This window comes from Janthinobacterium sp. HH106 (genome assembly GCF_001758725.1).
Classification (GTDB): Bacteria; Pseudomonadota; Gammaproteobacteria; order Burkholderiales; family Burkholderiaceae_D; genus Janthinobacterium.
In genome coordinates, this window is record NZ_LRIC01000065.1 from 1 (window position 1) to 25,790 (window position 25,790).

Genomic DNA, 25,790 nt, shown 5'->3' on the forward strand with positions numbered 1-25,790 from the left:
GCCGCCACCAGCGCGGGCAAGCCCATGAAGCCGGCACCGCCCTTGATCGTGTGGAAGGAACGAAACACCGCATTCAGTGTTTCCTTGTTGTCAGGATCGCGCTCGAGGCGCAACAAGTGCTCTTCAACATTAACCGCAAGATCCATCGCCTCAACGACGAAATCCTTGAGCATATCGTCCATTAGAATCCCAAATCCGCAAGAAGGTCGTCTACATTATCCTGGTCCAGCGCCACCGACGGCACGGACGGGCCCTGCATCAGCGGCACCGGCTTTTGCGCCAGTTTCTCGCGCACCTCGGCCGGCGCGTTGTCGCGCAACAGCTGGGCCAGTTCGTTTTCCACGGTCTTGGTGATGTTGACCACTTTTTTGATCAGCTGGCCCGTGATGTCCTGGAAGTCCTGCGCCATCATGATTTCCAACAAGCGCGCTTTTTCCGCTTCCGTCGCTTCGGCAACGGCTTGCGCGAACTGGCGCGAGTCGCCGGCCAGGGCCTTGAATTCTTCCAGGCTCAGCTTGCCGTCGAACAGCGCCGTCCAGCGGCCGTCCATGTCCTTGGCTTTCTTCGACAGCACATCCTGCGCCGGCATGCCTTCGTCGAGCGTGTTCAGGACCTTGTTGGCGGCCTGCTCGGTCAGGGTGGCGACGTATTCCAGGCGGTCCTGGGCGTCGACGATCTGCGACGACGCTTCCGTCAGCGCCTTGTCGTAGCCCAGTTCGCGCAGCGAATCGTGCAGCAGGCGCACGATGCCGCCCAGACGCTCGAACATCGGCTTGTCGGACTGGTCGACGGGATCGGCCGCGTCGCCAGACGCCTCGGCGCTGGCCACAGGCAGCGCTTCCGCCTCGGCGGCCACGGGCTCGGCGGCTGCCGGCACGGCGGCGTTGGCCGACACCGAGTCGAACAGCGCGTCGAAATCGTCCTCCGCAATCACGGCGGGAGCGGGCGCGGCGGCAGGCGCGGGCTGAGCCGCGGCCGCACTTTGCGCAGATACTTCATCGAATAATGCGTCGAAATCATCAGCGGCGTTGGTCATATCCCTGCTTCTCCATAATTTGTCAAAATTCCGCCTGAACTGTGCGTTTTACAGACTGATACCCACAATTTCTCGATTAAGATGATTTGAGGCAATACCGCTGCGATGGTGCGAGTGTAGCAGGGCGCCGCCCTGTTGGTAAATCTCAAAACGCGCTTCCTGGTGCAAAGCTGGCCTACAAGAGCTTTTCCACAAGGAAATATGTGTTCCAGCTGTTGTATTTTGAAATACTACCATTGGCGTGCGTGCAAGACCACGCACAGCAGAAGAAATCCTGCTTCCGGGCGTCTGCGCAACAGCGCCACATGGACATCGTTGCAGCTACACACGATCTTTCTGCCAATGTTGTCTATACTGAAGGTGCAGTTGTATTGATAATTATCAAGTCTTTGCATGAATACAATGCTGCCGCCGCGTCTACAATAAGAGGCGTTGCGCGCGCTCAGTCACCGCCAAAGGACCTGCCATGTATAAGAAAATTCTGATCGCCACCGATGGCTCCACCGTCTCCAACCTGACGGCCTGCGCCGGCGTTGCTTTTGCCGAACAGATGCACGCCGACATCCTTGCCTTGTATGTGGCGCCCGAATACCAGTACCCGGTGTACATCGAAATCATTCCGCCAAGCTATCCCAGCGAGGAGGAGTACCGCATCGCCATGCGCAAGGCCGGCGCCGACCACTGGCAGCCCATCCTCGACGCGGCCGCCAAGCGCGGCCTGGAAGCGACGGGCCTGACGGCCTTTTCCGACAGCCCGGCCCTGAAGATCGTGGAAGTGGCGCAATTGCAGCATTGCGATCTGATTTTCATGGGTTCGCATGGCCGCAGCGGCTGGGGGCAATTGCTGTTGGGCAGTGTGACCAATAAAGTGCTGTCGCACTCGAAATTGCCCGTGCTCGTGCATAGGCTGATCAAGGAACCCCCATCCGAATAAGAGGTCACATGACCACCGGGGCCGCCGTTGCCGGCATATGCAGAAAAAGGCATAATGCGGCCGCCTCAGTTAAAATGACAACGTTTCTCGTTTCTCAACATTTGATTGTCCGGTGACGGACAGAGCAGATTTCACGCATCCAGATTGCCCGCCTATGATACGTATTGTAATTGCCGACGACCACACCATCATGCGAGAAGGCTTGAAGCGCATCCTTGACGGCGCGCCGGATATCGATATCGTGGGCGAAGCCATCGACGGCTTTGAAGTACTCAATCAGGTGCGCCAGGGCGGCTTCGACCTGCTGCTGCTCGACCTGTCAATGCCGGGCCGCAGCGGCGTCGACCTGATCCGGCAAATCCGCAGCGAGGCGCCCAAGCTGGCCATCCTGATCCTCACCATGCACGAGGAAGAACAATATGCGGTGCGCGCCATCCGCGCCGGCGCACAAGGCTATCTGACCAAGGAAAGCGCGGGCACCCAGCTCGTGGGCGCCATTCACAAGGTGGCGTCGGGACGCCCCTACATCAGCGCCGAGGTGGCCGAGCAGCTCGTGCTCAACATCATGATGCCGAATGAAAGCTTGCTGCACAAACAGTTATCGGACCGCGAGTTCGAAGTCTTTTCCCTGCTGGTGGCGGGCAAGTCGATCACGGAAATCGCCAACAACCTGCACCTGAGCGTGAAGACGGTGAGTACGCACAAGACGCGCATCATGCAAAAAATGGGCATGAGTTCGCTGTCCGAAATGGTGCAGTACGCCGTGGCGCACCGCCTGCTCTCCCCCTTCAAGACGTAAGCCCGGCGGCGCGCGCCCGCGCGTCGACAGTAGGAACAATCCTACTCCCCCTACCGTAGCTCCTACTGCCATATTCAGCCACTGCTGATATTAATTGCATATGGTTGTTGGCATACTGAAACCAGTAATCAAGTTGCTGGGAAGTTATTTCATCACACAGCAAGTCGTCAGCGAATTGAGCTTTACCAGCCTGGACGCGCGCCGCCCTTTCCCTGCCCGCCGTCTGCGCACCCTGTCATTCAACTCTGAACTACCTGTCACCAGGAGATGAACATGCTGTCCACGCAAACGCCCGAAACCCGCGCCGCCGCCCCATCGCTGGCCCCCTCTTCCCCGATGGAAGCAGGGCGCCAGCGCCAGGGGCGGCTATGGTCGAACCTGAAGGAAGTATGCGATCTGCTGCATATCTCCAGCGCCTGCACCATCGCCGCCGACGAACTGCTGTTCCAGCACGTGCAATTCAAGACGGGCCAGCGCGTGCATACCATCGGCCAACCGTTCGACACCTTGTACATCGTCAATTCGGGCTTCCTGAAAACCGTGCTCATCGACGAATTCGGCAATGAACAGGTACTGAGCTTTCCCATGAAGGGCGACATGCTGGGCGTCGACGGCATCCACTCGCGCCACTACTCCTCGGAAGCGGTGGCCCTGTCCGACTGCGACCTGATCTTGTTGCCGTTCAAGAAGCTGACGGCGCTGGGACGTGTTCACCTGGAACTGGAAAACGTCATGTACGGCGTGATGAGCCGCGAACTGGTGCGCGAACAGGCGATGATCGGCATGCTGGGCGCCTTGAGCGCCGAAGCCCGCGTGGCGCGCTTCCTCGTCTCGCTGGCCGACCGCTTCGCGCAGATGGGCTATTCGAGCAAGCTGTTCAACCTGCGCATGACGCGCCACGAAATCGGCAGCTACTTGGGCCTGACCCTGGAAACGGTGAGCCGCACTTTGTCCGCCTTCAATGAAATCGGCCTGATCTCGGTTGACCAGCGCACCATCGGCATCAAGGATCCGGACGCCCTGAAAACCCTGCGCCGCTTGCCGCCGTCGCGCTCGCGCGCCAAGCAGCTGGCTGCCGCCAAGCTCAAGGCCGACACCACCGCCGCCGCGGCCGCCTCGGCGCAATTGCTGGCCACGATTTAACGCCATCCCGATTTCTTCCAGCTTGGCACAGGCTTGACCCGACCAAGGCGCGCACCGCCTTGCCGGGTCTTTTTTGCTGCCGCTCCCCTTCCATGCCGCGCCAGTGGCCGTCTTCGCGCAGCGCCATGCTCCACGCTGCCATCCCATCGCAAAAAAGCACGGATTGCGCATAAATAAGCCTTGCTTTTCGGGCCACATTCAACAATAATGCAAATACGAATCATTCTCAACTGAGATAAAGAAAGCCCAACATGCAAAGCTCAAAACCAGCCTTGATCCAGGATGCCGCTACCGCCCACGTCCGTCCTCCCGTCAGCATGGCCCAGCCGGCGCGCCGCATTACCAGCGAAGCGCTGCTGCAGCAGGGCCGCGAAGTGGAGATTGAGCACAGCGGCAAGATCTATCGCCTGCGCGTCACCCAATTGAACAAGCTGATCCTGACTGCCTGAAGCAGCACGGCAGCCAGTCACCACGCTCGCCAGCCAGTCGCGCCCCGTGCGCGCAGCCAGCCAAACCACCGCACAGGAGTGTTTGATGGCGAACGACCGACCTTCCTCGATGTTTCCTTCCCCACAAGGCCAGCAGCCTGAATTGCTGCTGTCGGCCGTGCTGCACCTGATGTCGCACTACCATGCGGACAGTCCCTGCGAGAAACTGGCCGCAGTCATCGAACGCCATCTGCAAGCGCTGGCCGGCTCGCCCGGCCTCGGCCCCGTGCTGCAAGCGACTTGCCAGCAACTGTCGCAGCAATGGGCCACCCTGGTGGCGCTGCACCGGCCCGCGCCGCCGAAGACCACCTTGCTCGAGCGCCTGGCACGCATGCTGAGCGCCAGACGTCCTGCCTCGCCGCTGCCGCACTAATTTCTATTTCTCTTCCACCGCTGCCCCACCGCCCAACAGGATATCGCCATGTGTGACAAAGACCAGTCCCTGCCCGTCATCAGCAATTGCGCCCACGCCGACACGGAAACGGCCGCGCTCGCTTCGCGCCGCCGCCGGCTGTGGGAACTGTCGCATACCTGCCATTGCCCGCTGGTCGGCGTAGGCTTGCCCTTGGGCTACCTGCGCAAACTGGTGGGCAAGATGACGGGCGGGCGCGTGCTGGCCGACGACTACGAAGTGCACGTGGGCGCCGTCACGGAATGCGGCGCGCGCAACCGCCTGTCCGAAGCGCTGCAAAAGGAACTCGAACGCCGCTACGCTCCCGTGATCCTGCGCTTTCGCGGCGCCAAGACCACGGAACAGGTAGCGCAACTGTGGCGCACGGCCGTCGCCAACGGCGACGTGTCGGGCGCCTTCTGGGCCGGCCTGACGCACCCGCGCTGCGACGCCGAGCTGGAAGAGCAGATGTGCCGCGACTTGCACATGATCCAGCACCAGGCCGGCGCCTGCGTGCGCGCCGACATGGGCAAATTTACGGCCTTGCAGGAAGAAAATGCGCGCCTGACGCAGGAACTGGCCAAGCTGCAGCAGCGCAGCCAGGCCGCACTGACGGAAAAAACGGGCGAACTGGAACGCCAGGAAGCCGTGCTGCTGCGCACGCGGGCCGAGTCCATCGGCAAGGATAGCGTGATCGACGGCTTGCGCGCGGAACTGGCGCAATTGCAGGCGGCCATCCCGGCACTGGAATCGCGCACGCGCCTGGTCGAACGCCTGGCGCAAATGGATGAGCGCGAAAAGGAACTGCGCCAGCAAATCGCGGAATTGAAACAGGCCCAGCCGCGCCCTGCCGCCGCCGTGCCGCCACCGGCGCCCAAGCTGGAAGTGCCGACCGGCGGCAAGCTGAAAATGCCGATCCGCCTCGTCGATCAAAGCGTCTTGTGCGTGGGCGGACGCAGCGGCAATGTCGCCACCTACCGCGCCCTGATCGAACGGGTCGGCGCGCAGTTCGCCCACCACGACGGCGGCCTGGAAGACAATGCCAACCTGCTCGACTCAAGCCTGGCGGCCGCCGACCTGGTGATTTGCCAGACGGGCTGCATCAGCCACAGCGCCTACTGGCGCGTGAAGGATTATTGCAAGCGCACGGGCAAGCGCTGCGTCTTCATCGACAACCCCAGCATCTCCAGCCTGGCGCGCGGCTTGCAGGAAGTCAGCAGCGAGATGGACACGGCGCCGCTGGCTGCGGTCCAGCCATAAGCAGTCCCTGCTGCATTAATACACGTCGCGCCGGTAGCGCCCTTCGGCCGCCAGCGCGTCGAGCGCGGGCCGGCCCAGTATCTCCTGCAGGGCCTGGTCTACACCGCCCGCCATGCCGGCCAGGCTGCCGCAGATATAAATGGCCGCGCCCTGCTCCAGCCACAGCTTGACTTCATCGGCATTGCCGCGCAGGCGGTCCTGCACGTAGGTGCGCCCGGCCTGGTCGCGCGAAAACGCCAGGTCCAGCCGAGGCAAGTCGCCGCTGGCATGCCAGCCTTCAATCTCTTCGCGATAATGAAAATCGTGGGCCAGGTTGCGCTCGCCAAAGATCAGCCAGTTGCGCCGCTGCCCTGCCAGCACGCGGCTCTTCAGGTGGCCGCGCAGACCGGCGATGCCGCTGCCGTTGCCGATCAAAATCAATGGCCGCTGGGCATTGTCTTCCAGCCGGAAGCGTTTATGCTGGCGCAAGCGCAGTTGCACCACGTCGCCGACCTTGGCCTGCGCCGTGAGCCAGCCCGAGGCCAGGCCCAGGCTGCCGTCGGGATGCGCATGCTGGCGCACCAGCAAGTGCACGCCGCCATCGCGCGGAATCGAAGCGATCGAATATTCGCGCGGCTGCGAGGGGTCGGCGGGCGCCGTCACCTGCACCAGGTCGCCCGATTGCCAGTCAGGCAGGCTACCGGCCACGGGCGCCAGTTCCACGTGATAGATGGCGCCGCCCGCGCTGCCCGGGTTGAGCAGCTGCCTGTGCGTCAGGCGCCAGTCGCCGAAGGCGGGGGCGCTCCAGTCGGGCGCGTCGCTGGTGCCGGCCAGGTGACTCAGATGCTGGAACCATTGCTCGATGCTGACGCTGGCGCTGCGGTCGACTTCGATGCGCTCGAACAGGCGCGAGGCGCCCTGCGCCGCCAGCCAGGCATCGAGCGCGCGGCCGAAACCGCAAAACTGGCCATAGCTGCGGTCGCCCAAGGCCAGCACGGCGTAATGCAATTGCGGCAGCGCCAGCCCGCCCGTCATCAGGCGGCCCATGAAGGCAGCCGCATTGTCGGGCGCATCGCCTTCGCCATAGGTGCTGACTAAAAACAGAGTCCGTTCGGCTTGTTGCAGATCAAGGGCCGTGACTTCGGCCAGCGCGCACAGGCGCACGGGGATGCCGGCCAGTTGCAGGCTCTGCGCCGTTTGCGTGGCCAGTTCCTCGGCATTGCCCGTCTGGCTTGCATACGCCACCAGCCAGGCGGGACTGTTTGCCAGCGCCGCCTTGGCGGCGGCGGACGCGCGGCGCCTGGCGCGCGCGCGCAACCAGGGCGCCAGGCACACGCCCGCGTAGCTGAGGGACAGGGCGGCCAGCAAGGCCAGCCGCGTCGTATCGTGCGTAAAAATCATGGGAAATAAATCTTCATTCGTCGAGCATGGCCAGCATGTGGCTGCTCAGCGTTTCGTGAAAGCCAGGGCCGTCGCGCTGCAGGAAGCGCGCGGCCAGGCCCTGCTCTTCGGCCAGCGCCATGCCGGCCTCGACACCGAGCACGGTCAGGGCCGTCGACCAGGCGTCGGCCGCCATGCATTGTTCATGCACGACGGTGACGGAAGCGAGTTGATTGGCGATCGGCATGCCGCTGCGCGGATCGATGGTGTGCGAGAAACGCGCCGTGCCATCCTGGAAGAAACGCCGGTAGTCGCCCGACGTCGCCACGGACAAGCCGTGCAGCGCCAGCAGCATTTCCGGCGGATGTAGATCCGCGTCGGCGCCGTCGACCTGTTCCAGCATCACCCACCATGGCTGGCCGTCGGGCTTGCTGCCGGCGCCGCGCAGCTCGCCGCCCACTTCGACCAGGTAATGGCCGATGCCCTGGCTGTCCAGATAGCGCGCCAGGCGGTCCACGCCATACCCCTTGGCGATGGCCGATAAATCGAGCTGCAAGCCGCCGGGCTGACGCGCGCGGCGGGCCGGCAAGTCCAGCTCCAGGCGGCGGCGCTGGCGTTGCGACAGCAGCAAGGCCACCGTCTCTTTGTTCGGCGGCAGAAAACCGGGCTCGTCGTAGCGATGGCGGGGGCCGAAGCCCCACAGGTTGACGAGGGCGCCCGCACACGGGTCGTATGCGCCACCGGACGCCTGCGACACGTGCATGGCAAAGCCCAGCACCTCGCAAAAGGCGGCGGGCAGGCTGTGCCAGCTGCCGGGTTCGGCCCGGTTGAAGCGGCCCAGGTCGGACTCATCGCTCCAGTGACTCATTTGCGCCACGACCAGGTCCAGCTGCTGCTGCAAGCCCTGCTGCAGGTCGGCGCTGCCGGCGCGTCCCGGCATGGCGGACTCGAGCAGGCGCACCGACCAGCTGGTGCCCATGCTCAAGCCGCGCAAGTCCCGGATCGCGGCGCCGGGCGGCGCGGCCTGATCGGAAATATGCTGCGGCAGCAGGACCCGGCGCATCGGCGAGCTCGTGACGATGCCGCCGCTTACTGCGGCAGCACTTCCACGGTGGCCGCGTAGGTCATGCGGCGCTCCGGCATGGCTGGCGGCTGGCCGGCCACGGCAGGTGCGGCCGCAGGCCAGGTGCTGCTCAGGTAATACATGCCGGCGGCCGGCACGGTGAACGTAATCTCGCCCTTGGCATCGGTGCTCTGGCGGATTTCCCCGAGCACGCCACGGTAGCGCACGCCGCCCGGCACAAGGCTGAAGGCCTGATTCGCGGCCGGCTTGCCATCGACCAGGAAGCGCCACGTGGCTTTTTCGCCCGCGCGCAAGTCGTTCGGATGGGTCACCGGCACGAATTCCAGGCCCACGCCCGTCGGCTTGAACACTTCCGTGCTGGTTTCGCCATTGCTGAAGAAAGTTTCCAGCCGCGCTGCCGTGCGCGTGATTTTCAGCTCTTGCGCGTCGGCCGGCACTTCCTTCTTGAACGTCTCTTCATTGCCGCGGAAACGCTTCTGCTCGCCATTGAGCTTGTAGCTGCCCATCACGTTTTGCGACACGATGGCCGCTTTATACGTGCCCGGCTTTTCCATTTTTACGTCGAAGACGCTGCGCAAACGGCCCGTGAGCGTATTCGCCGGCGCCACTTTCGCGCCATCGGGGCCGGTCACTTGCAGCGCATCCAGGCGCAGCGGCTGGTGGTCGATCTCGAACAGGCCGTCGGAGACGGCAGCGTCCACCGTCACCCAGGCGTCCTTGCTTTCCACCATCGTGCTCGATGGCACCATCCAGCCCCGGTGGGCGTGGGCATTCATGGCCAGGCCGGCCAGCGCCAGGGCGATCAGCGGTTTATTCAGTTGCTTCAACATGGTAGAGGCGCCTTAAGGTTTGAGTTGGACGACGACATTGCCGAGTTCTTCCTTGCCCTTGCCAGGAACGGACTGGGCCGATTTCAGCGGCCACTGGAACGGCACGCGCACCAGTTCGCGTCCGCCCGCTTCGCGTGCCGCTTCCACCACCACCTGGTATTCGCCGGCCGGCAGCTTGTCGAGCAAGGCCTTGGCGCCAGGGAAAGTCAGGGTATGTTCGCCCGGCGCGCGCGTGGCGCCGCTGACGCCGTCCACTGGCATGGCCAGGTCGCGGCCGCTCTTGCGCCACCATTGACGCATGTCCTTCAGCCATTTTTCGCCCGCCTTGTCCTTCTTTTTCACGTCATACAGCACAGCCAGATTGCCAACGACCTTTTGATCGGCCGTTTCCAGCCACGCCGCCACGTAGGGGCGGTGGTATTCCGCCACGTTCAGTTGCGGGATTTCAAGCTTCAGGGACAGGTCGGCAGCCATCGCCGACGTACCGATCAGGGGAAGGCCAAGCGCCAGGGAGTAGCGTAATTTCATGGTGTGCCTGTAAAAAGGAAAAATAAAAACATCAGTGGATAAACAGCAAGGCGATCGCGCAAGGTATCAGAATGCCGAGGCCAACCATCGGCCACGTAAATGGCCGGTTGGCCGCGTGGAACTTCAAAATCAATAGCCCCGTCAGGCAAAACACGATGCAGGCGCCGGCAAAGATGTCGATGAACCAGCTCCAGGCGACGCCCGTGTTGCGGCCCTTGTGCACGTCGTTGAGCCAGGACACCCAGCCCCGGTCCGTCAATTCATATTCAGCGGCCCCGTCTTCGAGGCCGATGCGCACCCAGGCGTCGCCGCCCGCCTTGGGCAGCGGCAGATACACTTCGTCGACCGACCATTCGGCGGGACGCCCGCCCGCATTGAGCGACCATTGCTGCCTGAGCCAGGCTTCGGCGGCGGCCGGCATCGGCGCATTGGTGCCGTCATGCCCGGAGGCAAAGGCGGCCAGTTCCGTGACGAGGGGCGCCGGCAACTGCGCCTTCTGGCGCGTGATCGACGGTTTCGACTCGATCTGGCCGGCGTGGTTCAGGGTGATGCCGGTGATGGCGAACAAAAACATGCCCAGCAAACAAAGTGCCGAGCTGATCCAGTGCCATTGATGCAAGTTCTTCAGCCAGACGGCGCGGCTGGCGTTGTTCCTGGCCTTGTCGGCGGCGCCCGCACTATGCATGCTCCGCTCCCGGCAAGGGGCGGGCCAGCTGGCGCGACAAGTCAGTGTGCTTCATTCCCATCCTTCAATCAGAGTGCATGCCGATATTTCAAACAAATGATAATGATTATCATTTATTAAGTCAAGACATGGGGCGCCCCGCCGGGCCGGCGTTTTGTAACAGCTTTGAAACAAAGCACCGCTGCTACGTAAGCTGCCGTACAGAGCCGCATGCGGCAAGCGCCTATGCTTGTTGTTCAGGACAACCAACAAGGGAGCACCCATGCAATCGTATTCCAGCGAACAACTGGCCAGCATCGCGGCCAAGATCAAGGACGTCAAATTCGGCATGCTGACCACCAGCGACGACATGCGCACCCTCACCAGCCGGCCGCTGACGCAGCAGCAGGTCGATAACGAAGGGCATATCTGGTTCTTTGTTTCCGACGAGGCCAGCTATACGCGCGACTTGCTGAACAATCCGCAAGTCAATGTCAGCTTTGTCGACACGGGCGACAGCCTGTATGTATCCGTCTGCGGCCACGCGCAGCTGCTGAAAGACCGCGCCAAGGCGGAGGAATTGTGGAATCCGCTCGTGAAAGCCTGGTTCCCGGGCGGGCTCGACGATCCGAAGCTGTCGCTGATCAAGGTGACGATCCAGTCGGCCGAGTATTGGGATAGCAGCGCCAGCAAGATGATGCAATTCTATGAAATGGCCAAGGCCGCCATCACGGGCGAGCCGCCGAAAGACATGGGCGAACACGGCCGGGTCGATCTGTAGCAGATTTATCCTATTTTACCCGGGTAATATTGACTTTCTATTTAACCCGGGTAAAATTGCCTGCATTCCCCATGGAGGCAAGACATGCATAGCCCCGCACCACCTCAGCTCACCGCCTTCGCCGGCAAGCGAAAAGTCGCCGCCGGCCCTTTACATGCGCTTGCGCAAACACTGAAGGAACTGGTGACGCGCGATCCCGATGCGCAGATCCTGATTTTCGACGATGCCAGCGGCAGCCAGGTCGACCTGAACCTGCACGGCAGCCTGGCCGACGTGCTGCAGCGCCTGCCTCGCGCGGCAACGCCGGCGCCGCAGGACGACGCTCCCGCCCCCGCACGCACGGCAGGCCGCCCGAAGCTGGGCGTCGTGGCGCGCGAAATCACTTTGCTGCCCCGTCACTGGGAATGGCTGGCGACGCAGCCGGGCGGCGCTTCCGTCGCCTTGCGCAAACTGGTGGAACACGCGCAGCGCGGCAACAAGCTGCACGATGAGCAGCGCCAGGCGCGCGAAGCGGCCTATAAAGTCATGAATGCGCTGGCCGGCGATGCGCCAGGCTTCGAGGAAGCAAGCCGCGCCCTTTTCGCCGGCAAGCAAGCAGCGTTTCTCGCATGCGTACAGGAATGGCCAGCGGACGTGCGCGAACACGTCTTGCAGCTGGCCCGGCGCGGGTGGCTTGAGAGTGAAGAAAGTTAGGCGGCCAGATCAGACGCCCGTACTGCCCGTGGTGTCGGGCGCATCGTCGGCACTCTGCCGGCTCTGCCCGGCGGAGCCGGACTGGTGATGGGGCAGGCGGTCGGCGCGCCGCACCTCGCCGATGGAAAACAGATCGTCGCCGATATCGAGCCCTTGCTCGCTATCGACCAGCACAAAGTTCTCGGCAGAATCGGCCGTACTTTGCTTGTTGCCTGCCACGGACGGCGTGCCGCCCTGGCTATTGCCGGCTTGCGGCGTGGTGGAGTTGCCCATCATCTTCTCCCTGATCGTGAGTGCGATTTGACTGCGTTGACTGCGTGTCGGCCGTGGCCGGCGCAGCTATTTCATCATAGTCCATGCCTGCTGCGTTGCATCAAAATTTTGCGGCAGCCAAATAAGCGTGGCCCTGACCAGCGGCGTGCCTGCTTCCCGCTGGCCAGAGCCACTTGCAACTTGCTACTCAGCTGGCGCTACTTGTTGCGCGACCCGGAGCTGGAACCGGACCCGGAACCGCCGCTTTGCTTGTTGCCACTGTCACGGTTGCCCTCCTGGTTCATGCTGGCGTTATCGCGCGAACCGCTGGAGCTGGAGGCGCTTTGCCGGTTGGCATCGTTCTTGTGGCTTTGGCTGCCTGCGCGGCGGGCCTCTTCCGACGTGAATTCATGGGCCGTGCCTTTTTCATGCGCGGCACGTCCGCCTTCGCTGGCGATTTCGCGCTGCTGGGCGGGGTCCATGGAAGCGAAACCCCGCTTGCTGGTATCGCTTTGCTTGCTGCCGCCGCTGCCGCCGCTGCTACTGCTACTGGTTTTACTACCTTGCTGTTTATTGTCGCTCGATGTGGCCATGATGATCTCCTTGATCGATGGAATCGGAAACAGTGCAAACCATGCAATTCTTCCCCCTCGCATGGCAAGGGAACCGTCATCTTAGTGCGCACATGGGGCACAAGAAATAGGAGGATGGCAAGAGCGCATGTAGGATGAGTCCCGCCTACGGTGGCACAGTTACTTTCAGTTTTCCACCAAAAGTACCAAGCACTCAGCAGTTAGCGGGCAGCGGAAAAATCGCCGCGTCGGCCGTCACGTACACGCGCTCGCCAGTGCCTGGCAGCACCGCATGGCCGCCCGTGAAGGCGCCAAACGAGGGCAGGATGGCGCGCTGTTGGCCCAGCAGGAAACACGGCAGGCGCAGGCCGCCGCCGTGCGCTCCGCTCCCTTTGGCACGCAAGTGAAACACGGGATGCACGTGGCCCGCCAGCACGTAGCCGGGCGCGACGGTGTCCGGGTGATGGCAGAACGACAGCTTGCCCACCTGGTGCGGTTCATCGACCATGCGGATGCCCAGCGCGGCGGCCGGATCGCCCGCATGCGCGTCATGGTTGCCGCGCACCACCGTCAGGCGCACGTCGCGATGACGCATGCGCCACGCCAGCATGGCCGCCACGGTGGCGGCCGCATGGGCGGCGCGCGCGTGCAAAAAATCGCCGAGAAAGACGATTTCCTCGCAGGCGTAACTGGCCAGCAAGGCATCGAGCGCCAGCAGGTTTTGCGTGGTGGTGCCGCGCGGCACGGGCACGCCCAGCGCGCGAAACGCCGCCGCCTTGCCGAAATGGATGTCGGCAACGATCAATATCCTGCGCGCCGGCCAGTACACGGCCTTGTGCGCCAGCAGCCAGACCACCTCGCCGGCCAGCTCCACCGCGCAATGCGCCTGCTCCTGTCCCTTCATGCGGCCGCCTTTTCCAGCGCCAGCACCAGCCGCGCCACCCGGTCCGACAGTTTTTCCGTCGTCAGCTGTTCGCGGAAGCGCTCGACCATCAGGCCGAAGGCAAATGGCGAGGCGCGCTCCAGCGCTTGCAGGCAGATGCTGCGTCCATGCAGTTCGCGCAAGGTGGCGCGCAGGCGCGTCAGTTCCAGTTCCTGCTCCAGCACTTCGCGCTGCGCCTGCGTGAGCAGCAAATTGGCCGCGTCGTGCTTGCGGAACACTTCAAAGAACAGCGAGGACGACGCTTGCAGCTGGCGCGCGCTTTTCGGCTGGCCCGGATAGCCCTGGAACACGAGGCCGGCGATGCGGGCGATTTCACGGAAACGCCGCTGCGACAATTCCGTCGCGTTCAGGCTGGCCAGCACGTCTTCCAGCAAGTTGTCCGTGCTGAACAGGGGAAGATCGGCACCGCTGGCGGCCGTCAGCAGCGGCGCAAAATCGATATCGTCCGCGCCCAGCAATTCAAAGCCGTAATCGTTGACGGCGATCGACAAGGTGGCCGGCTGCACGCGCGCGATGCGATAGGCCAGCAGGGATGCCAGGCCCAGGTGCACGGAGCGGCCCGCGAATGGATACACGAACAGGTGATGGCCCTCGCGGCTGGACAAGGTTTCCAGCAGCAGGCTGGCGCGCGTGGGCAGGCTGGACCATTTCTGCTGGATGGCCAGCAGGGGCGCCAGCGCGCGCATTTCCGGCCCGCTGGCACGGCCCTCCTGCGCCAGCTGCAGTTGGTCCAGCACGGCGTGCGCCAGTTCCGACGACAGCGGCATCTTGCCGCCCTGCCAGCGCGGCACGGCACCGCGGCTGCCCGTGGCGCGCCGCACGTAGGCCGTCATCTCATGCACTCGCACGAACTCCAGGATGCGCCCGCCAAACAGAAAATGGTCGCCCTGCTTCAGGCGCGCGATGAACGATTCCTCGATGCTGCCGATGCGTCCCCCGCCGAGGAATTTGACCTGGATCGCCGCTTCCGAGACGATGGTGCCGATGCTCATGCGGTGGCGCCGCGCCAGCGCCACGTCCGGCACGCGGTAGACGCCTGCATCGTCCGGCAGCACTCTGCGGTATTCCGGGTACACGGTCAGGCTTTGCCCGCCGCGCGCGACGAAGTCGAGCGCCCATTGCCACTCGTCCGGCGTCAGGTGGCGATACGACCAGGCCGCGCGCACTTCCGCGTACAGCGCCGGCGAGTCGAAACCGCCGCCCAGCGCGATCGTCACCAGGTGCTGCACCAGCACGTCGAGCGGCTTGTCCGGCACGGGCCGCGCTTCCAGGTGGCCCTGCGCCAGGGCAGCGCGGGCGGCGGCCGCTTCCAGCAATTCCAGGCTGTTGGTCGGCACCAGGGTGACGCGCGAAATGCGCCCCGGCGCGTGGCCGCTGCGCCCCGCCCGCTGCACCAGGCGCGCGATGCCTTTCGCGCTGCCCACTTGCAGCACCCGTTCGACGGGCAGGAAATCGACGCCCAGGTCCAGGCTGGACGTGCACACGACGGCTTTCAGCTCGCCCGTCTTCAGGTGCTGCTCGACCCACTCGCGCACTTCGCGGTCCAGCGAACCGTGGTGCAGGGCGATCAGGCCCGCCCAGTCGGGGCGCGCGTCGAGCAGGTGCTGGTACCACAGCTCGGCCTGCGAACGCGTGTTGGTGAACACCAGGGTGGTGGCGCTGCCCTCGATCTCGGCGATCAGCGGCTGCAGCATCTGGATGCCCAGGTGGCCGCCCCAGGGAAAGCGCGTGGGATTGACGGGAATCAGACTGTCGACAAGGATGCGCTTCCTGACTTTACCTTCGACCAGCACGCCATCGCTTTGTTCTCCCAGCAAGACGTCCTGCGCCTGCCGCAGATTGCCCAGGGTGGCCGACAAGCCCCACGTCATCAAGGTTGCATTCCAGCGGCGCAAACGGGCCAGCGCCAGCTGCACCTGCACGCCGCGCTTGCTGCCCATCAATTCATGCCACTCGTCGACGATCACCGTTTCCAGCAGGCTGAAGCGTTCCTGCGCGTCCGCTTGGCTCAGCATCAGGGACAGGCTTTCCGGCGTCGTGACGAGCACCTCGGGCCACGCTTTCGCCTGCCGCGCCCGCTGCGCGGCGCTCGTATCGCCCGTGCGCGCCTCGATGCGCCAGCCGGGCGCCAGCGTTTCGCCGGACGCCTGCAGCGCGCGCACGGTGTCGGCCGCCAGCGCCCGCATGGGCGTGATCCACAGCACGCGCATGCCCTGCTTCCTGCCCTTGCGTTGTAGCCGCTCGGCGCGCAGCAAGGCGCCGAACCACACGGCATACGTCTTGCCGGACCCTGTACTCGCATGCAGCAAGCCGGACTGGCCCTGCGCGCCAGCGCGCCAGACGGCGCGCTGGAAAGGAAAGATCGTCCAGCCGCGCCGCGTGAACCACGCATCGATGCGCTGCGCCAGCGCGCTTTTACTCATCGCCTGCTCATGCGGCGCCCGCCAGCATGGCCTTCAGCGTGGCCAGGGTGTCGGCGTCGGCAACTGTCTTGTCTTCGCGGCGGCGCAGGATGCGGGGGAAGCGCACGGCGATGCCCGCCTTGTGGCGGCTGGACGCAGCGATGCCCTCGAAACCGATCTCGAACACCATCGTCGGCTGCACGCTGCGCACGGGGCCGAATTTTTCTATCGTCGTCTTGCGGATGGCCGCGTCGACTTGCGCGATCTCCGCATCGGTCAAGCCCGAATACGCCTTGGCGAACGGCACCAGCTTACGCTCCCCCTGCCCGCCCTCCTCCACGTCATCCCACACGGCAAACGTATAATCCGTGTACAGCGACGCGCGGCGGCCGTGGCCCGCCTGGGCGTAGATCAGCACGGCGTCGATGGCATACGGATCGATCTTCCATTTCCACCACGTGCCCACGTCTTTCGTGCGGCCCACGCCATACGCGGCCGACACGGCCTTGAGCATCAGGCCTTCCACGCCGCGCGCGCGCGATTCCTCGCGGATGATGGCCAATGCCTCCCAGCTAGCCGCGTCAACACGCGGCGACAGGCGCAACGCGGGAGAGTGCACGCCGGCCACCACGCTTTCCAGCAGCGCGCGCCGTTCCAGCTGGGGCAGCTGGCGCACGTCCACGCCATCGAGTTCCAGCACATCGTAAGCCACCAGCACGGCGGGCAGCTCGGCCAGCAACTTGGGAGAGACCGTCTTGCGGCCCATCCGTTGCTGCAAATCGGCAAATGGCGCCGGCACGTCGCCCGGCTGCCAGATGAGGATTTCGCCATCGAGCACGGTACCCTCGGGCAAGGCCAGCTGCGCCAGTTCCGGAAAGCGCTCCGTGATCAATTCCTCGCCGCGCGACCACAGCCAGTTCACGCCATCGCGGCGCAGCAGCTGGGCGCGCATGCCGTCGTATTTCCACTCGGCCAGCCAGCCGCCGATGTCGCCCAGGCTTTCCGGCCCCGCCTGCAGGGGATGCGCGAGGAAAAACGGATACGGCTGGCCGCCGCGCAGCGCATGTTCGCCGTCCGACTGCGCGGCGATCAGCTTCAAGAATCCAGCGCCCGTGGGGTTGACCTTGCCATCGGTCCAGCCCATCAGGCGCTGGGCGATCAGCTTGCTGTCGACGGCGGCGATGGACGCCAGCGCGCGCGTCACCAGCAGTTTTGAGACGCCCACGCGAAAGCCGCCGCCGATCAGCTTGATCAACAGAAAACGTTCGCGCGTTTCCAGCTCGTCCCAGTACCCCAGCAGGGCGGCGCGGATGGCGTCCGGCGCCGCGCCGCGCAACGGTGCGATGCGCTGCTCGACCCACTCGGCCAGGCCGACGTCGCTGCGTTTGGCGGGCGCGGGCAGGATCAGGGCGATGGTTTCGGCCAGGTCGCCCACGGCGTGATAGGCCTCGTCGAACAGCCAGGCATCGAGGCCCGCCCGTTCGGTCGCGTATTCGCGCAGCAATTTGGTGGGCACGGCCTGACGCGGCTTGCCGCCGGCCAGGAAATACACGGCCCAGGCCGCGTTCTCGGGCGAGGCGCCGCGAAAATAGGCTTGCAGCGCCGCCAGCTTGCGGCTGGTGGAGGTCGTCTCGTCGAGTTCCGCGTACAGCCGGGCAAAGTCACGCATGGCTGACGTCCTCCGCCGCCGCGGCCGCATCGGGCGCACCGTCATCGGCCTCGTCATCGCCGTATTCCGTCTCGAAGCCGCCCGCCTGCCAGCCGTTCTGCTGCAGCCAGCGCACCATGACGGGAATCGAGCCATGCGTGACGATGATGCGTTCGGCCTGCGTGGCCGTGATCGCTTGCATCAGGCCGGGCCAGTCGGCATGGTCGGACAGCACGAAACCCCGGTCCACGCCGCGCCGCCGGCGCGCCCCGCGCAGCAGCATCCAGCCGCTGGCAAACGCATCGCTGTAGTCGCCGAAGCGCTTCATCCACGGCGAGCCGGCGGCCGATGGGGGCGCGATCACCAGCGCCGTTTTCAATGCAGCCTTGTCCGTCACCTCGCCCACCATCACGGTGGCGGGCAAGGCCACGCCCGACTCGCGGTAGACCTGCGTCAGGGCTTGCGCCGCGCCATGGCAGATGATGGGGCCGATGCTGGCATCGAGGCCCGCCAGGATGCGCTGCGCCTTGCCGAAGGCATAGCAGAACAGCACGCTGGTGCGCCCTTCGGCCGCATTCCTGCGCCACCACTGGTTGATGTCGTCGTAGATTTCCTGCGGCGCCTGCCAGCGGTAAATGGGCAGGCCGAAGGTCGATTCCGTGATGAAGGTGTCGCAGCGCACGGGTTCGAACGGCAGGCAGGTGGGGTCGGGCTGCAGCTTGTAGTCGCCCGACGCCACCCACACTTCGCCGCCATATTCCATGCGCACCTGTGCCGAACCGAGCACGTGGCCGGCCGGATGCAGCGACATCTGCACGCCGTGGTGTTCGATGGTCTCGCCATACGCGAGCGCCTGGATGGACACGGGGCCCAGGCGCGCGCGCAGCACTTGCTCGCCTGGCGCGGCGCACAGGTAATGCCGGTGCCCGACCCGCGCATGGTCGGCGTGCGCATGTGTGATGATGGCGCGCTCGACGGGGCGCCACGGGTCGATGTAGAACTGACCCGGCACACAGTACAAACCTTCCTTGCGCACCACTACCATGTCCGCCATGCCCTGCTCCCTGCGTTATCACGCGTTGGAATGGGCTGATTCTAGCGCTCTTGCGCCAGATCATCTGTCAGACAGCGCACACTGGGTTCACGCCGGTGCGACAAACTCGGCCATGAAGGTGCGCGTGGTGTTTTCCGGAAAGGCAATCGTGACCTGGTCGCCCGCCACCGACAGCACGGTACCGATCTGGTAGCGGGGCACGCGCACGCGGCTGCCGACGGCGATCTGCGGCGCTGGCGGCGGCGATGGCGCTTGGGACGGGACCGGGGGCAACTCGTCGAGGGAAATGGGCGCGGCCAGCGCGGGCGGCGACAGGCAATTGTCACAGGTGCAGCAGCGCTCGAAATCGCCGGCATCGCCAAAATAATCGAGCAGCAGTTTCCAGCGGCACAAGCCGCTTTGCGCATAGGCCACCATCTGCTCGAGCGCCTGTTTGTCGCGCTCCTGCTTGTCGACGTAGATCTGCGCCAGCTGCGCATACGAGGGCGAGCTGGCCGAGGGCGCTTTCAGGCTGTAGCCCAGCTTGCGGTCCTGGCGCAGCAGCTTGCCGTCTTTCAACAGTTTCAGGCATACCTTCAGGTGGCCGTCAGAAAAATCGGGCAGGCTGGACGCCAGCGCAGCGAAAGTAAACGTGGCCGGCAATTCTTGCGCTGCCGCCACGATGGCGGCCAGTTCCTCGGCCGTCGGGTAATGCTTGGCCAGAAAAAATTGCTGGACCCGCTTGTCTTCCTGGAAGTACAGCAAGGTGCAGTCGGCGGGCAAGCCGTCGCGCCCTGCGCGGCCCGATTCCTGATAGTACGCTTCCAGGTTGGCCGGCACCTGCAAGTGAATGACGAAGCGCGTGTCGGGCTTGTCGATGCCCATGCCAAAGGCGTTGGTGGCCACCATGATGCGGCGCTCGCCATTCATGAACAAGTCCTGGTGGTGCTTGCGCTCGCGCGCCGCCAGCTTGCCGTGGTAGCAGGTGACGCTCTCGCCCAACGCTTCCAGCCGCGCCGCCAGGTCTTCGACGGCCTTGACGGTGGCCGCGTACACGATGCCCACGCCCGGCGTCTCGCGCAGCAGGCGCAGGACTTCGTCCTGTTTTTCTCCCGCATTCGTGACCTGGATCACGCGGTAGCGCAAATTGGCGCGGTAGATGCCGGTATTGATGACGTTCAGCTTGCGCGCTTCGAGTTGCGTATCGATATCGGCCATTACTTCCCCGGTGGCCGTGGCGGTCAACGCCAGCACGGGCGGGCGGCCCAGCGCGCGCAGGGCGGCCGCGATGTCCAGGTAGGCGGGACGGAAGTCGTGGCCCCACTGGGAAATACAATGGGCTTCATCGATGACGACCAGGCTTGGCGGCGCGCCGGCCAGCAGGGACAGGAAGGCGGTATTGGTGAGGCGTTCCGGCGTGCAAAAGATGATGAGTCTGCCGCCCTGGGCGATGCGGGCGATGGCGTCGTCTTCCTCGGCGCGCGACAGGCTGCTGTTGAGCTGCACGGCCGTGATGCCCAGTTCGTGCAGCTTTTCCAGCTGGTCCTTCATCAGAGAAATCAGCGGGGACACCACCACGGTGGCACCGGGCAACAGAGCGGCGGGCAGCTGGTAGCACAGCGACTTGCCGCTGCCCGTGGGCATGATGGCCAGGGTGTCGCGTCCGGCCAGCACGCTGTCGATGACGTCCTGCTGGCCCGCGCGCAGCCGCGCCACGCCAAATACGGAGCGCAGCAGACGCTGGATCTTGCGCTGGCGGGCGCTGCCCGCTTCGTTCACTGCAGAAATGGTAGTCGCCATCGTGGTCCGGTCCCTCACATGCCGGCGCCAATTGCCAGCTTGCCGCCACTTTACGGCCGGGTCTGGCGTACGACCATAGGACGGCTGCTACAGCCAGCGTAGGATTTCAGGAAGCGAACAGGATGGCCCAGAACAGCATCAGCAGCCCGGCAATCGACACGCACCACACGAGCGTGCGCACGACGGGCACGCCGAACGCGTACAGGGGCAAATACAGCACGCGCGCGGCCAGATACAGGGCGGCGCCGTACAGGGTCAGTGCGCTTTCCTGCGCCGTCACGTGGGCGATCAGCACGGCGGCGGCGAACAGGGGCAGGGTTTCGAACAGGTTTGCCTGGGCACGCCGCAAACGGCCCGTGATCTTGCCCACGGGCGGTCCGTCGCCGTCGCGCGCGCTCACGTTATAGGCCGTGCCCGTTTCGCGCGTGCGGAACAGCGCGGGCAGCAGGATTTGCACCAGCGCCAGTACCAGGGTACCGGCCAGCATCGTCAGTTCAGGGGTCATGCCTTACCTCTACGTGTGAGACGGGCGGGCCGAAGCGGCGCGTGCCCGTCAAGGTTGGTCGAGTGCCGCTTGCAACTCCATCAAATCATAGGGCTTGCGCAAGACACTGGCGGAAAAACCCAGCTCATCCATCGATTCCTTGCCATAGCCCGTGGAAAAGATGATGCGCATGGCCGGTTTATCGCGCAGCACCATGCGCGCCAGCGCGATGCCGGACATGCCGGGCAGGCTGACATCGGTAAACAGGATATCGAAGTCTTGCTCGTTGAGCAATTTCCACGCCGCCTCGCCATCGGATACGCCGCTGACCGTATGGCCCAGCATGCCCACCAGTTCGCACACCATCAGCTGCGAATCGAGGTTGTCTTCCACCACAAGTATTTTCATCGATGTCGGCATGTCCCCCTGTGGTTCCGGAGCATGGCCCGTCAAGTCCAGTCCCGGCGTGTCACTTCCCAGCACGCTGGCAGCCGCGCTGCCGGTCGGCAGGATGCCGGCCACCGGCGCGCCGGACCGTTCAAACTGGCGCGCACGCATTTGCTGCTGGCGGTTGGCCAGCACATGGCGCAGCTTGCGCGCCAGCTCTTCGCGCCGGTACGGCTTGCTGAGCAATTCCACTCCCGCGTCGAGACGCCCCTCATGCACGATGACATCCTGCGCGTAGCCCGACGTAAACAAGACGGCGATATCGGGCTGCAACTCGCGCGCCTGGCGCGCCATCTCCGTGCTGCTGACGGGACCGGGCATGATGACGTCCGTAAACAGCAAGTCGATCTGCGCGCCGCTATGCAGCACGGCCAGCGCGCTTTCGCCATCCTCGGCCTTGAGTACCTTGTAGCCCAGCGCGCCCAGCATATCGACCACGGTGGTGCGCACGCCCACGTCGTCTTCCACTACCAGCACGGTTTCCGTGCCGCCCGTGACGACGCCGCTCAATTCCAGTTCCTCGTCCGCTTCGGCCATCAGGGAACGGGGCAAGTAGATTTTGACTCCCGTGCCCACGCCAGGTTCACTGTAAATGCGGATATGGCCGCGGCTTTGCGTGACGAAGCCATACGCCATCGACAGGCCCAGGCCCGTGCCCGCGCCTTCCGGCTTGGTGGTGAAGAACGGCTCGAACGCGCGCTGCAGCACGGCGCCGCTCATGCCGCGGCCCGTGTCCGTCACCGACAGCATCACGTACTGGCCCGCCGGCACGTCGACCAGATTGTGCACATACTGTTCGTCGAGCACGACGTTGCCCAGCTCGATCGTCAGCTTGCCCACGCCATCCATGGCGTCGCGCGCATTGATGACCAGGTTGAGGATGACGTTCTCGATCTGGCTGCGGTCGACCAGGGTATTCCACAGCCCGCCGCCGCCCACCAGCACGATGTCGATCGCTTCGCCCAGCGCGCGCCGCAGCAGCGCATCCATGTTGCGCACCACGCGGGCCAGGTCGGCCACCACGGGTTTCAACGGTTGACGCCGCGCAAAGGCCAGCAGGTGCGACGACAATTTGGCGCCCCGCTCGACAGCGGCAATCGCCGTGTCCAGGCGCTGGCGCATGAGGCCATCCGTGCCCGCCAGATGCTGCAGCAAGTGCAAATTGCCGGAAATAATTTGCAGCACATTATTAAAATCGTGCGCGATGCCGCCCGTCAACTGGCCCACGGCTTCCATCTTTTGCGCCTGGCGCAACGCGTCTTCGGCCTTGGTGCGCTCACCGACTTCCTGTTCGACCCGGTGCTCGAGCGTTTCATTCAATTCATGCAGCGCTTTTTCCACACGGCGCCGGTCCGTGATGTCCGTCTTGACGGCGATCAGGGAACGCGTATGACCCTGCTCATCGACGAGGCGGCTGACATTGCTCGACACCCACACTTGCGTGCCGTCGGGCTTCAGGTAGCGCTTTTCCAGCGAAAACGACTCGCCCGTTTCCACCAGACGCTGGAACAGCACGTTGTTGCCGGGCACGTCCGCCGGATGCATGATGTCGTTCATGTTCAAGCTCAGCAGTTCCTCGGCGGAACGCCCCAGCATGCAGCACAGGGCACCGTTGACCCTCTGGAAACTGCCATCGAGGCCCAGCTCGGACAAGCCCACCGAGGCCTGGCCGAAAATGGCCGCCATGCGCTCCTGGCTGGCATTGAGTTCATCCTCGATCTGGCGCCGCTCCGTCACGTCGAACGACACGCCCACGTAGCGGCGCTGGCCCGGCACGCGGCCGGCCACCACCTCGCCCTGGCGCGCGATCCAGCGCAGCGCGCCATCGGCGGGGCGGCGGATGCGGTACTCGACGTATTCGAGGGGATTGGGCGCGACGTCAAGCTTGCTCGGTCCGACCTTTTGCTGGTCGCGCGCGTCGACCAGGCTCACCAGCAGGCGTTCCGTCACTTCCACCTCGTCGGCAATACCCCACAGGCGGCGGAACGTGGGCGACACCACCATCGCGCCCGTCTCGGGGAACCATTCGAAGGTGCCGATGCCGCCCGCCTGCTGGGCCAGGCGCAGCCGCTCCTCGCCTTCCATGCGTTCGGTCACGTCGATGCCTTCGACGAGGATGCCCGTCACCACGCCCTCTTCATCCTTGATGGGCTGGTACACGAAATCGATCTGGCGCTGGCCCGTCTGCCCGTCCGCCGCCTGCAAGTCCACCTTCACCTGGCGCCCCTCGTAAGGTTCTCCCGTGCGGTAGACCTGGTCGAGCAGCTCGATGAAACCTTGCTCCTTGACTTCAGGCAAGGCCGCTTCGACTGTCTTGCCCAGCACATCGCGGTGCCCGACCAGACGCAGATAATGCTCGTTCGCCAATTCGAACACGTGCTGCGGCCCGCGCAGCAGGGCCATGAAACTCGGCGCCTGCTGGAACAGGGCGCGCAGCAGCGCCCGCTCCTCGCCCAGGCGGCGGTTGGCCGCGCGCACGGCCTCGCTCTCGGCCTGCAAGGTGGTGTTGAGTTGGCCCAGCTCGGCCGTGGCCAGCTTCAGCTTGCGCCCCTCCTCCATGCGCGCCGTCAATTCCAGCGCCGTGCACAGCACGCCGTCGACCTGGCCGCCGGCGCCATGCACGGGCGTGTAGAACAGGTCGAAACAGACGTCCGTGCGCTGTCCGCCGCGCAACAGCGGCAAACAGCATTCGCGGTGCACCTGCGTCTCGCCGCGCAGTCCCGCTTCGAGGATGCGCGCGTTCCAGTCCCAGATTTCCGGCCAGATGCCCGGCACCGTGCCGCCCAGCGCCGCCGGATGGCGCTCGCCGGCGATCTGGATGTAGTCGTCGTTGTAAATCATGACGTGCTGCGGGCCCCACATCAGCACCATCGCCATCGGCGAATTGAGCACGATGTCGACGCTGGTGCGCAGATGGGCGGGCCAGCCATCGACGGCGCCCAGGCTGGTGGCGGACCAGTCCCGCTCGCGCACCAGTTCCCCCATGCTGCCGCCGCCGCGCGGCCAGGCTGGCGCGCTCATGTCGCCCGTCCCGCTTGCACGCACACCTGGCACTGGCGCGGAATGCGCACGGTCGCCAGCGTGCCCTGCGCGGCCGTCGAACTGAGCTCGAGCGTGCCGCCATGGGCCTTGACGAACATGTTTGCCGTGTACAGGCCCAGTCCCAGGCCCTGCCCCGTCCGGCGCTTCTCGCCCGCCTGCTGGAACGGTTCGAACAGGGTCGGCAGCAAGGTGGCGGGAATGACGCCACGATTGGCGATGCGCAATTCAATACTGCCGGCGTCCCGTCCGTCGAGGGCCAGTTGCACGGGCGCGCCCGGCTCGCCATGCGTGATGGCATTGTTTAACAGATTCGAGATGACTTGCGACAGCAGGCCCGCATCGCATTGCCCGTGCAGCTCGCCCACGCTGCTGACCTCGACCAGCGGCGCCTGACCGGCCGTCTCGCATTCCTCGACGATGGCGCGGGCCAGCGCCAGGTAGTCGTGCATGCTGCCGCGCAACTCCATCGAGCCGGAACGGATGCGCGCCAGGTCCAGCAACTGGTCGACCATGCGCGCCATGCGCTTGGCGCTGCTTTCGATGCGCTGCGCCGTGACGATCACCTTCGGGTGGTCGCTCATCATCGGCAACAGCATGGCGCCGTTCATCACCACCGACAAGGGCGTGCGCAAGTCGTGACCCAGCACGGCCGTGAACAGTTCATTCAGGTGCAGCGCGTGCTTGAGTTCGTCGAGTTGGGCCGACAATTCGCGTTTCTGCTGGTAGAGCTGGACCAGCACCGCCACCTTGCTTTGCAAGGCTTTCACGTCGATGGGCTTGTAGAGAAAGTCGACGGCGCCCGCCTCGTAGCCACGGAAACTGTAGCTCGGCTCGCGCGACGCGGCCGTGAGGAAAATCAGGGGGATGCTGCGGGTGCGCTCGCTGCCGCGTATCAGCTCGGCCAGCTCGAAACCATCCATCTGCGGCATTTGCACGTCGATCAGGGCCAGCGCCACTTCATGCGTCAACAGCAGTTCCAGCGCTTGCGCGCCCGAGCTGGCCTTCAGGATGACAATGCCGGGCCGCGCCAGCACGGCTTCGGCGGCGACCAGGTTTTGCGCGATGTCGTCAACGACGAGGATATGAATAGGGGCGGTCACGGAATCATCTTCAGGCATCGCAACGGCAAGACGCCATCGTGTTTCGATATGGACATAAACATTGTTTCAATTCTCAC

At 64.6% G+C, this 25,790-nt stretch carries 25 protein-coding genes; 8 read left to right on the top strand and 17 right to left on the bottom strand.

The features are described 5' to 3' along the window. Both JAB8_RS24530 and JAB8_RS24535 read right to left on the bottom strand, forming a co-directional pair. Window positions 1-182 (bottom strand): Hpt domain-containing protein (locus JAB8_RS24530; protein ID WP_175445252.1); only part of this gene is annotated, 182 nt, incomplete at its 3' end. Further along, the gene (locus JAB8_RS24535; protein WP_070291820.1) at window positions 182-1,036 is read right to left on the bottom strand and encodes a protein phosphatase CheZ; all 855 of its coding nucleotides are present in this window, start codon (window positions 1,034-1,036) and stop codon (window positions 182-184) included. The genes JAB8_RS24530 and JAB8_RS24535, both read right to left, overlap by 1 nt. Before the next feature lie 466 nt (window positions 1,037-1,502). Here JAB8_RS24535 and JAB8_RS24540 point away from each other — a divergent pair, with 466 nt between their 5' ends. The 6 genes from JAB8_RS24540 to JAB8_RS24565 all read left to right on the top strand — a co-directional run bounded on the left by JAB8_RS24540 (window position 1,503) and on the right by JAB8_RS24565 (window position 6,051). Beyond that, window positions 1,503-1,970, top strand: a complete 468-nt coding sequence (locus tag JAB8_RS24540; protein ID WP_070221114.1) for a universal stress protein — start codon at window positions 1,503-1,505, stop codon at window positions 1,968-1,970. Window positions 1,971-2,124: 154 nt separating this feature from the next. Next, window positions 2,125-2,769 (top strand): response regulator transcription factor, encoded by a 645-nt coding sequence (locus JAB8_RS24545; RefSeq protein WP_070221113.1) that lies wholly within the window; start codon window positions 2,125-2,127, stop codon window positions 2,767-2,769. Window positions 2,770-3,105: 336 nt separating this feature from the next. Then, the gene (locus tag JAB8_RS24550) at window positions 3,106-3,912 is read left to right on the top strand and encodes a helix-turn-helix domain-containing protein (RefSeq protein ID WP_070221155.1); all 807 of its coding nucleotides are present in this window, start codon (window positions 3,106-3,108) and stop codon (window positions 3,910-3,912) included. A 251-nt stretch (window positions 3,913-4,163) separates the two neighbouring features. Then, window positions 4,164-4,361, top strand: a complete 198-nt coding sequence (locus JAB8_RS24555; protein ID WP_034750559.1) for a hemin uptake protein HemP — start codon at window positions 4,164-4,166, stop codon at window positions 4,359-4,361. A gap of 85 nt (window positions 4,362-4,446) precedes the next feature. Further along, window positions 4,447-4,773, top strand: a complete 327-nt coding sequence (locus JAB8_RS24560) for a hypothetical protein (RefSeq protein ID WP_070221111.1) — start codon at window positions 4,447-4,449, stop codon at window positions 4,771-4,773. Between the two features lie 48 nt (window positions 4,774-4,821). Then, entirely contained in the window at window positions 4,822-6,051 is a 1,230-nt protein-coding gene (locus JAB8_RS24565; protein ID WP_083287913.1) for a DUF2325 domain-containing protein, read from the top strand. 15 nt (window positions 6,052-6,066) lie between these two features. On the opposite strand, the gene JAB8_RS24570 is transcribed toward JAB8_RS24565, so the two are convergent. From JAB8_RS24570 to JAB8_RS24590, 5 genes are read right to left on the bottom strand one after another with little or no spacing between them, the layout of a single operon-like run. After that, the gene (locus JAB8_RS24570; RefSeq protein ID WP_070291821.1) at window positions 6,067-7,431 is read right to left on the bottom strand and encodes a sulfite reductase subunit alpha; all 1,365 of its coding nucleotides are present in this window, start codon (window positions 7,429-7,431) and stop codon (window positions 6,067-6,069) included. A gap of 13 nt (window positions 7,432-7,444) precedes the next feature. Continuing rightward, window positions 7,445-8,473, bottom strand: a complete 1,029-nt coding sequence (locus JAB8_RS24575) for an FAD:protein FMN transferase (protein ID WP_070291822.1) — start codon at window positions 8,471-8,473, stop codon at window positions 7,445-7,447. A gap of 26 nt (window positions 8,474-8,499) precedes the next feature. Next, window positions 8,500-9,324 carry a DUF4198 domain-containing protein gene (locus JAB8_RS24580; protein WP_070291823.1) on the bottom strand — a complete coding sequence of 275 codons (825 nt, stop codon included), beginning with the start codon at window positions 9,322-9,324 and terminating at the stop codon, window positions 8,500-8,502. A gap of 12 nt (window positions 9,325-9,336) precedes the next feature. Then, the gene (locus JAB8_RS24585; protein ID WP_070291824.1) at window positions 9,337-9,852 is read right to left on the bottom strand and encodes a DUF2271 domain-containing protein; all 516 of its coding nucleotides are present in this window, start codon (window positions 9,850-9,852) and stop codon (window positions 9,337-9,339) included. A gap of 31 nt (window positions 9,853-9,883) precedes the next feature. Continuing rightward, window positions 9,884-10,537, bottom strand: coding sequence for a PepSY-associated TM helix domain-containing protein (locus JAB8_RS24590; protein WP_070291825.1), 654 nt, complete (start codon window positions 10,535-10,537; stop codon window positions 9,884-9,886). Window positions 10,538-10,799: 262 nt separating this feature from the next. Here JAB8_RS24590 and JAB8_RS24595 point away from each other — a divergent pair, with 262 nt between their 5' ends. Together JAB8_RS24595 and JAB8_RS24600 are read left to right on the top strand one after the other, a co-directional pair. After that, complete coding sequence (locus JAB8_RS24595; RefSeq protein WP_070291826.1) at window positions 10,800-11,297, top strand: pyridoxamine 5'-phosphate oxidase family protein; 498 nt, start codon at window positions 10,800-10,802, stop codon at window positions 11,295-11,297. A gap of 84 nt (window positions 11,298-11,381) precedes the next feature. Further along, window positions 11,382-11,990 carry a DUF2239 family protein gene (locus JAB8_RS24600; RefSeq protein WP_070291827.1) on the top strand — a complete coding sequence of 203 codons (609 nt, stop codon included), beginning with the start codon at window positions 11,382-11,384 and terminating at the stop codon, window positions 11,988-11,990. A 9-nt stretch (window positions 11,991-11,999) separates the two neighbouring features. Here JAB8_RS24600 and JAB8_RS24605 read toward each other — a convergent pair whose 3' ends face one another. The 10 genes from JAB8_RS24605 to JAB8_RS24650 form a co-directional block, all read right to left on the bottom strand. Beyond that, the gene (locus JAB8_RS24605) at window positions 12,000-12,266 is read right to left on the bottom strand and encodes a hypothetical protein (protein ID WP_070300427.1); all 267 of its coding nucleotides are present in this window, start codon (window positions 12,264-12,266) and stop codon (window positions 12,000-12,002) included. Window positions 12,267-12,460: 194 nt separating this feature from the next. Next, a complete protein-coding gene (locus JAB8_RS24610; protein WP_070221093.1) occupies window positions 12,461-12,835 on the bottom strand; it encodes a KGG domain-containing protein in 375 nt (124 codons plus the stop codon). 193 nt (window positions 12,836-13,028) lie between these two features. Beyond that, a complete protein-coding gene (pdeM, locus tag JAB8_RS24615; protein WP_070221091.1) occupies window positions 13,029-13,718 on the bottom strand; it encodes a ligase-associated DNA damage response endonuclease PdeM in 690 nt (229 codons plus the stop codon). Further along, window positions 13,715-16,180 carry a ligase-associated DNA damage response DEXH box helicase gene (locus JAB8_RS24620; protein ID WP_070291828.1) on the bottom strand — a complete coding sequence of 822 codons (2,466 nt, stop codon included), beginning with the start codon at window positions 16,178-16,180 and terminating at the stop codon, window positions 13,715-13,717. The genes pdeM and JAB8_RS24620 overlap by 4 nt, the downstream gene beginning before the upstream one ends. A gap of 7 nt (window positions 16,181-16,187) precedes the next feature. After that, on the bottom strand, window positions 16,188-17,828 hold the full coding sequence (locus tag JAB8_RS24625) for an ATP-dependent DNA ligase (protein ID WP_121670187.1): 1,641 nt from the start codon (window positions 17,826-17,828) through the stop codon (window positions 16,188-16,190). Then, complete coding sequence (locus tag JAB8_RS24630) at window positions 17,821-18,861, bottom strand: ligase-associated DNA damage response exonuclease (RefSeq protein WP_070291830.1); 1,041 nt, start codon at window positions 18,859-18,861, stop codon at window positions 17,821-17,823. The genes JAB8_RS24625 and JAB8_RS24630 overlap by 8 nt, the downstream gene beginning before the upstream one ends. A gap of 87 nt (window positions 18,862-18,948) precedes the next feature. Continuing rightward, entirely contained in the window at window positions 18,949-20,640 is a 1,692-nt protein-coding gene (locus JAB8_RS24635; protein WP_070291831.1) for an ATP-dependent DNA helicase RecQ, read from the bottom strand. 106 nt (window positions 20,641-20,746) lie between these two features. After that, complete coding sequence (locus JAB8_RS24640) at window positions 20,747-21,145, bottom strand: MAPEG family protein (protein WP_070221081.1); 399 nt, start codon at window positions 21,143-21,145, stop codon at window positions 20,747-20,749. A gap of 48 nt (window positions 21,146-21,193) precedes the next feature. Further along, window positions 21,194-24,592 (bottom strand): response regulator, encoded by a 3,399-nt coding sequence (locus tag JAB8_RS24645; RefSeq protein WP_070291832.1) that lies wholly within the window; start codon window positions 24,590-24,592, stop codon window positions 21,194-21,196. Beyond that, the gene (locus JAB8_RS24650; protein ID WP_070291875.1) at window positions 24,589-25,713 is read right to left on the bottom strand and encodes a hybrid sensor histidine kinase/response regulator; all 1,125 of its coding nucleotides are present in this window, start codon (window positions 25,711-25,713) and stop codon (window positions 24,589-24,591) included. The genes JAB8_RS24645 and JAB8_RS24650 overlap by 4 nt, the downstream gene beginning before the upstream one ends. Between the last annotated feature and the right edge of the window lie 77 nt (window positions 25,714-25,790).

What these genes read in the sequence shown, in the direction of transcription:
- JAB8_RS24535 (WP_070291820.1), bottom strand. Translation starts at nt 1,036, where the DNA reads ATGACCAACGCCGCTGATGATTTCGACGCATTATTCGATGAAGTATCT.
- JAB8_RS24540 (WP_070221114.1), top strand. Translation starts at nt 1,503, where the DNA reads ATGTATAAGAAAATTCTGATCGCCACCGATGGCTCCACCGTCTCCAAC.
- JAB8_RS24545 (WP_070221113.1), top strand. Translation starts at nt 2,125, where the DNA reads ATGATACGTATTGTAATTGCCGACGACCACACCATCATGCGAGAAGGC.
- JAB8_RS24550 (WP_070221155.1), top strand. Translation starts at nt 3,106, where the DNA reads ATGGAAGCAGGGCGCCAGCGCCAGGGGCGGCTATGGTCGAACCTGAAG.
- JAB8_RS24555 (WP_034750559.1), top strand. Translation starts at nt 4,164, where the DNA reads ATGCAAAGCTCAAAACCAGCCTTGATCCAGGATGCCGCTACCGCCCAC.
- JAB8_RS24560 (WP_070221111.1), top strand. Translation starts at nt 4,447, where the DNA reads ATGGCGAACGACCGACCTTCCTCGATGTTTCCTTCCCCACAAGGCCAG.
- JAB8_RS24565 (WP_083287913.1), top strand. Translation starts at nt 4,822, where the DNA reads ATGTGTGACAAAGACCAGTCCCTGCCCGTCATCAGCAATTGCGCCCAC.
- JAB8_RS24570 (WP_070291821.1), bottom strand. Translation starts at nt 7,431, where the DNA reads ATGATTTTTACGCACGATACGACGCGGCTGGCCTTGCTGGCCGCCCTG.
- JAB8_RS24575 (WP_070291822.1), bottom strand. Translation starts at nt 8,473, where the DNA reads ATGCGCCGGGTCCTGCTGCCGCAGCATATTTCCGATCAGGCCGCGCCG.
- JAB8_RS24580 (WP_070291823.1), bottom strand. Translation starts at nt 9,324, where the DNA reads ATGTTGAAGCAACTGAATAAACCGCTGATCGCCCTGGCGCTGGCCGGC.
- JAB8_RS24585 (WP_070291824.1), bottom strand. Translation starts at nt 9,852, where the DNA reads ATGAAATTACGCTACTCCCTGGCGCTTGGCCTTCCCCTGATCGGTACG.
- JAB8_RS24590 (WP_070291825.1), bottom strand. Translation starts at nt 10,537, where the DNA reads ATGCATAGTGCGGGCGCCGCCGACAAGGCCAGGAACAACGCCAGCCGC.
- JAB8_RS24595 (WP_070291826.1), top strand. Translation starts at nt 10,800, where the DNA reads ATGCAATCGTATTCCAGCGAACAACTGGCCAGCATCGCGGCCAAGATC.
- JAB8_RS24600 (WP_070291827.1), top strand. Translation starts at nt 11,382, where the DNA reads ATGCATAGCCCCGCACCACCTCAGCTCACCGCCTTCGCCGGCAAGCGA.
- JAB8_RS24605 (WP_070300427.1), bottom strand. Translation starts at nt 12,266, where the DNA reads ATGATGGGCAACTCCACCACGCCGCAAGCCGGCAATAGCCAGGGCGGC.
- JAB8_RS24610 (WP_070221093.1), bottom strand. Translation starts at nt 12,835, where the DNA reads ATGGCCACATCGAGCGACAATAAACAGCAAGGTAGTAAAACCAGTAGC.
- pdeM (WP_070221091.1), bottom strand. Translation starts at nt 13,718, where the DNA reads ATGAAGGGACAGGAGCAGGCGCATTGCGCGGTGGAGCTGGCCGGCGAG.
- JAB8_RS24620 (WP_070291828.1), bottom strand. Translation starts at nt 16,180, where the DNA reads ATGAGTAAAAGCGCGCTGGCGCAGCGCATCGATGCGTGGTTCACGCGG.
- JAB8_RS24625 (WP_121670187.1), bottom strand. Translation starts at nt 17,828, where the DNA reads ATGCGTGACTTTGCCCGGCTGTACGCGGAACTCGACGAGACGACCTCC.
- JAB8_RS24630 (WP_070291830.1), bottom strand. Translation starts at nt 18,861, where the DNA reads ATGGCGGACATGGTAGTGGTGCGCAAGGAAGGTTTGTACTGTGTGCCG.
- JAB8_RS24635 (WP_070291831.1), bottom strand. Translation starts at nt 20,640, where the DNA reads ATGGCGACTACCATTTCTGCAGTGAACGAAGCGGGCAGCGCCCGCCAG.
- JAB8_RS24640 (WP_070221081.1), bottom strand. Translation starts at nt 21,145, where the DNA reads ATGACCCCTGAACTGACGATGCTGGCCGGTACCCTGGTACTGGCGCTG.
- JAB8_RS24645 (WP_070291832.1), bottom strand. Translation starts at nt 24,592, where the DNA reads ATGAGCGCGCCAGCCTGGCCGCGCGGCGGCGGCAGCATGGGGGAACTG.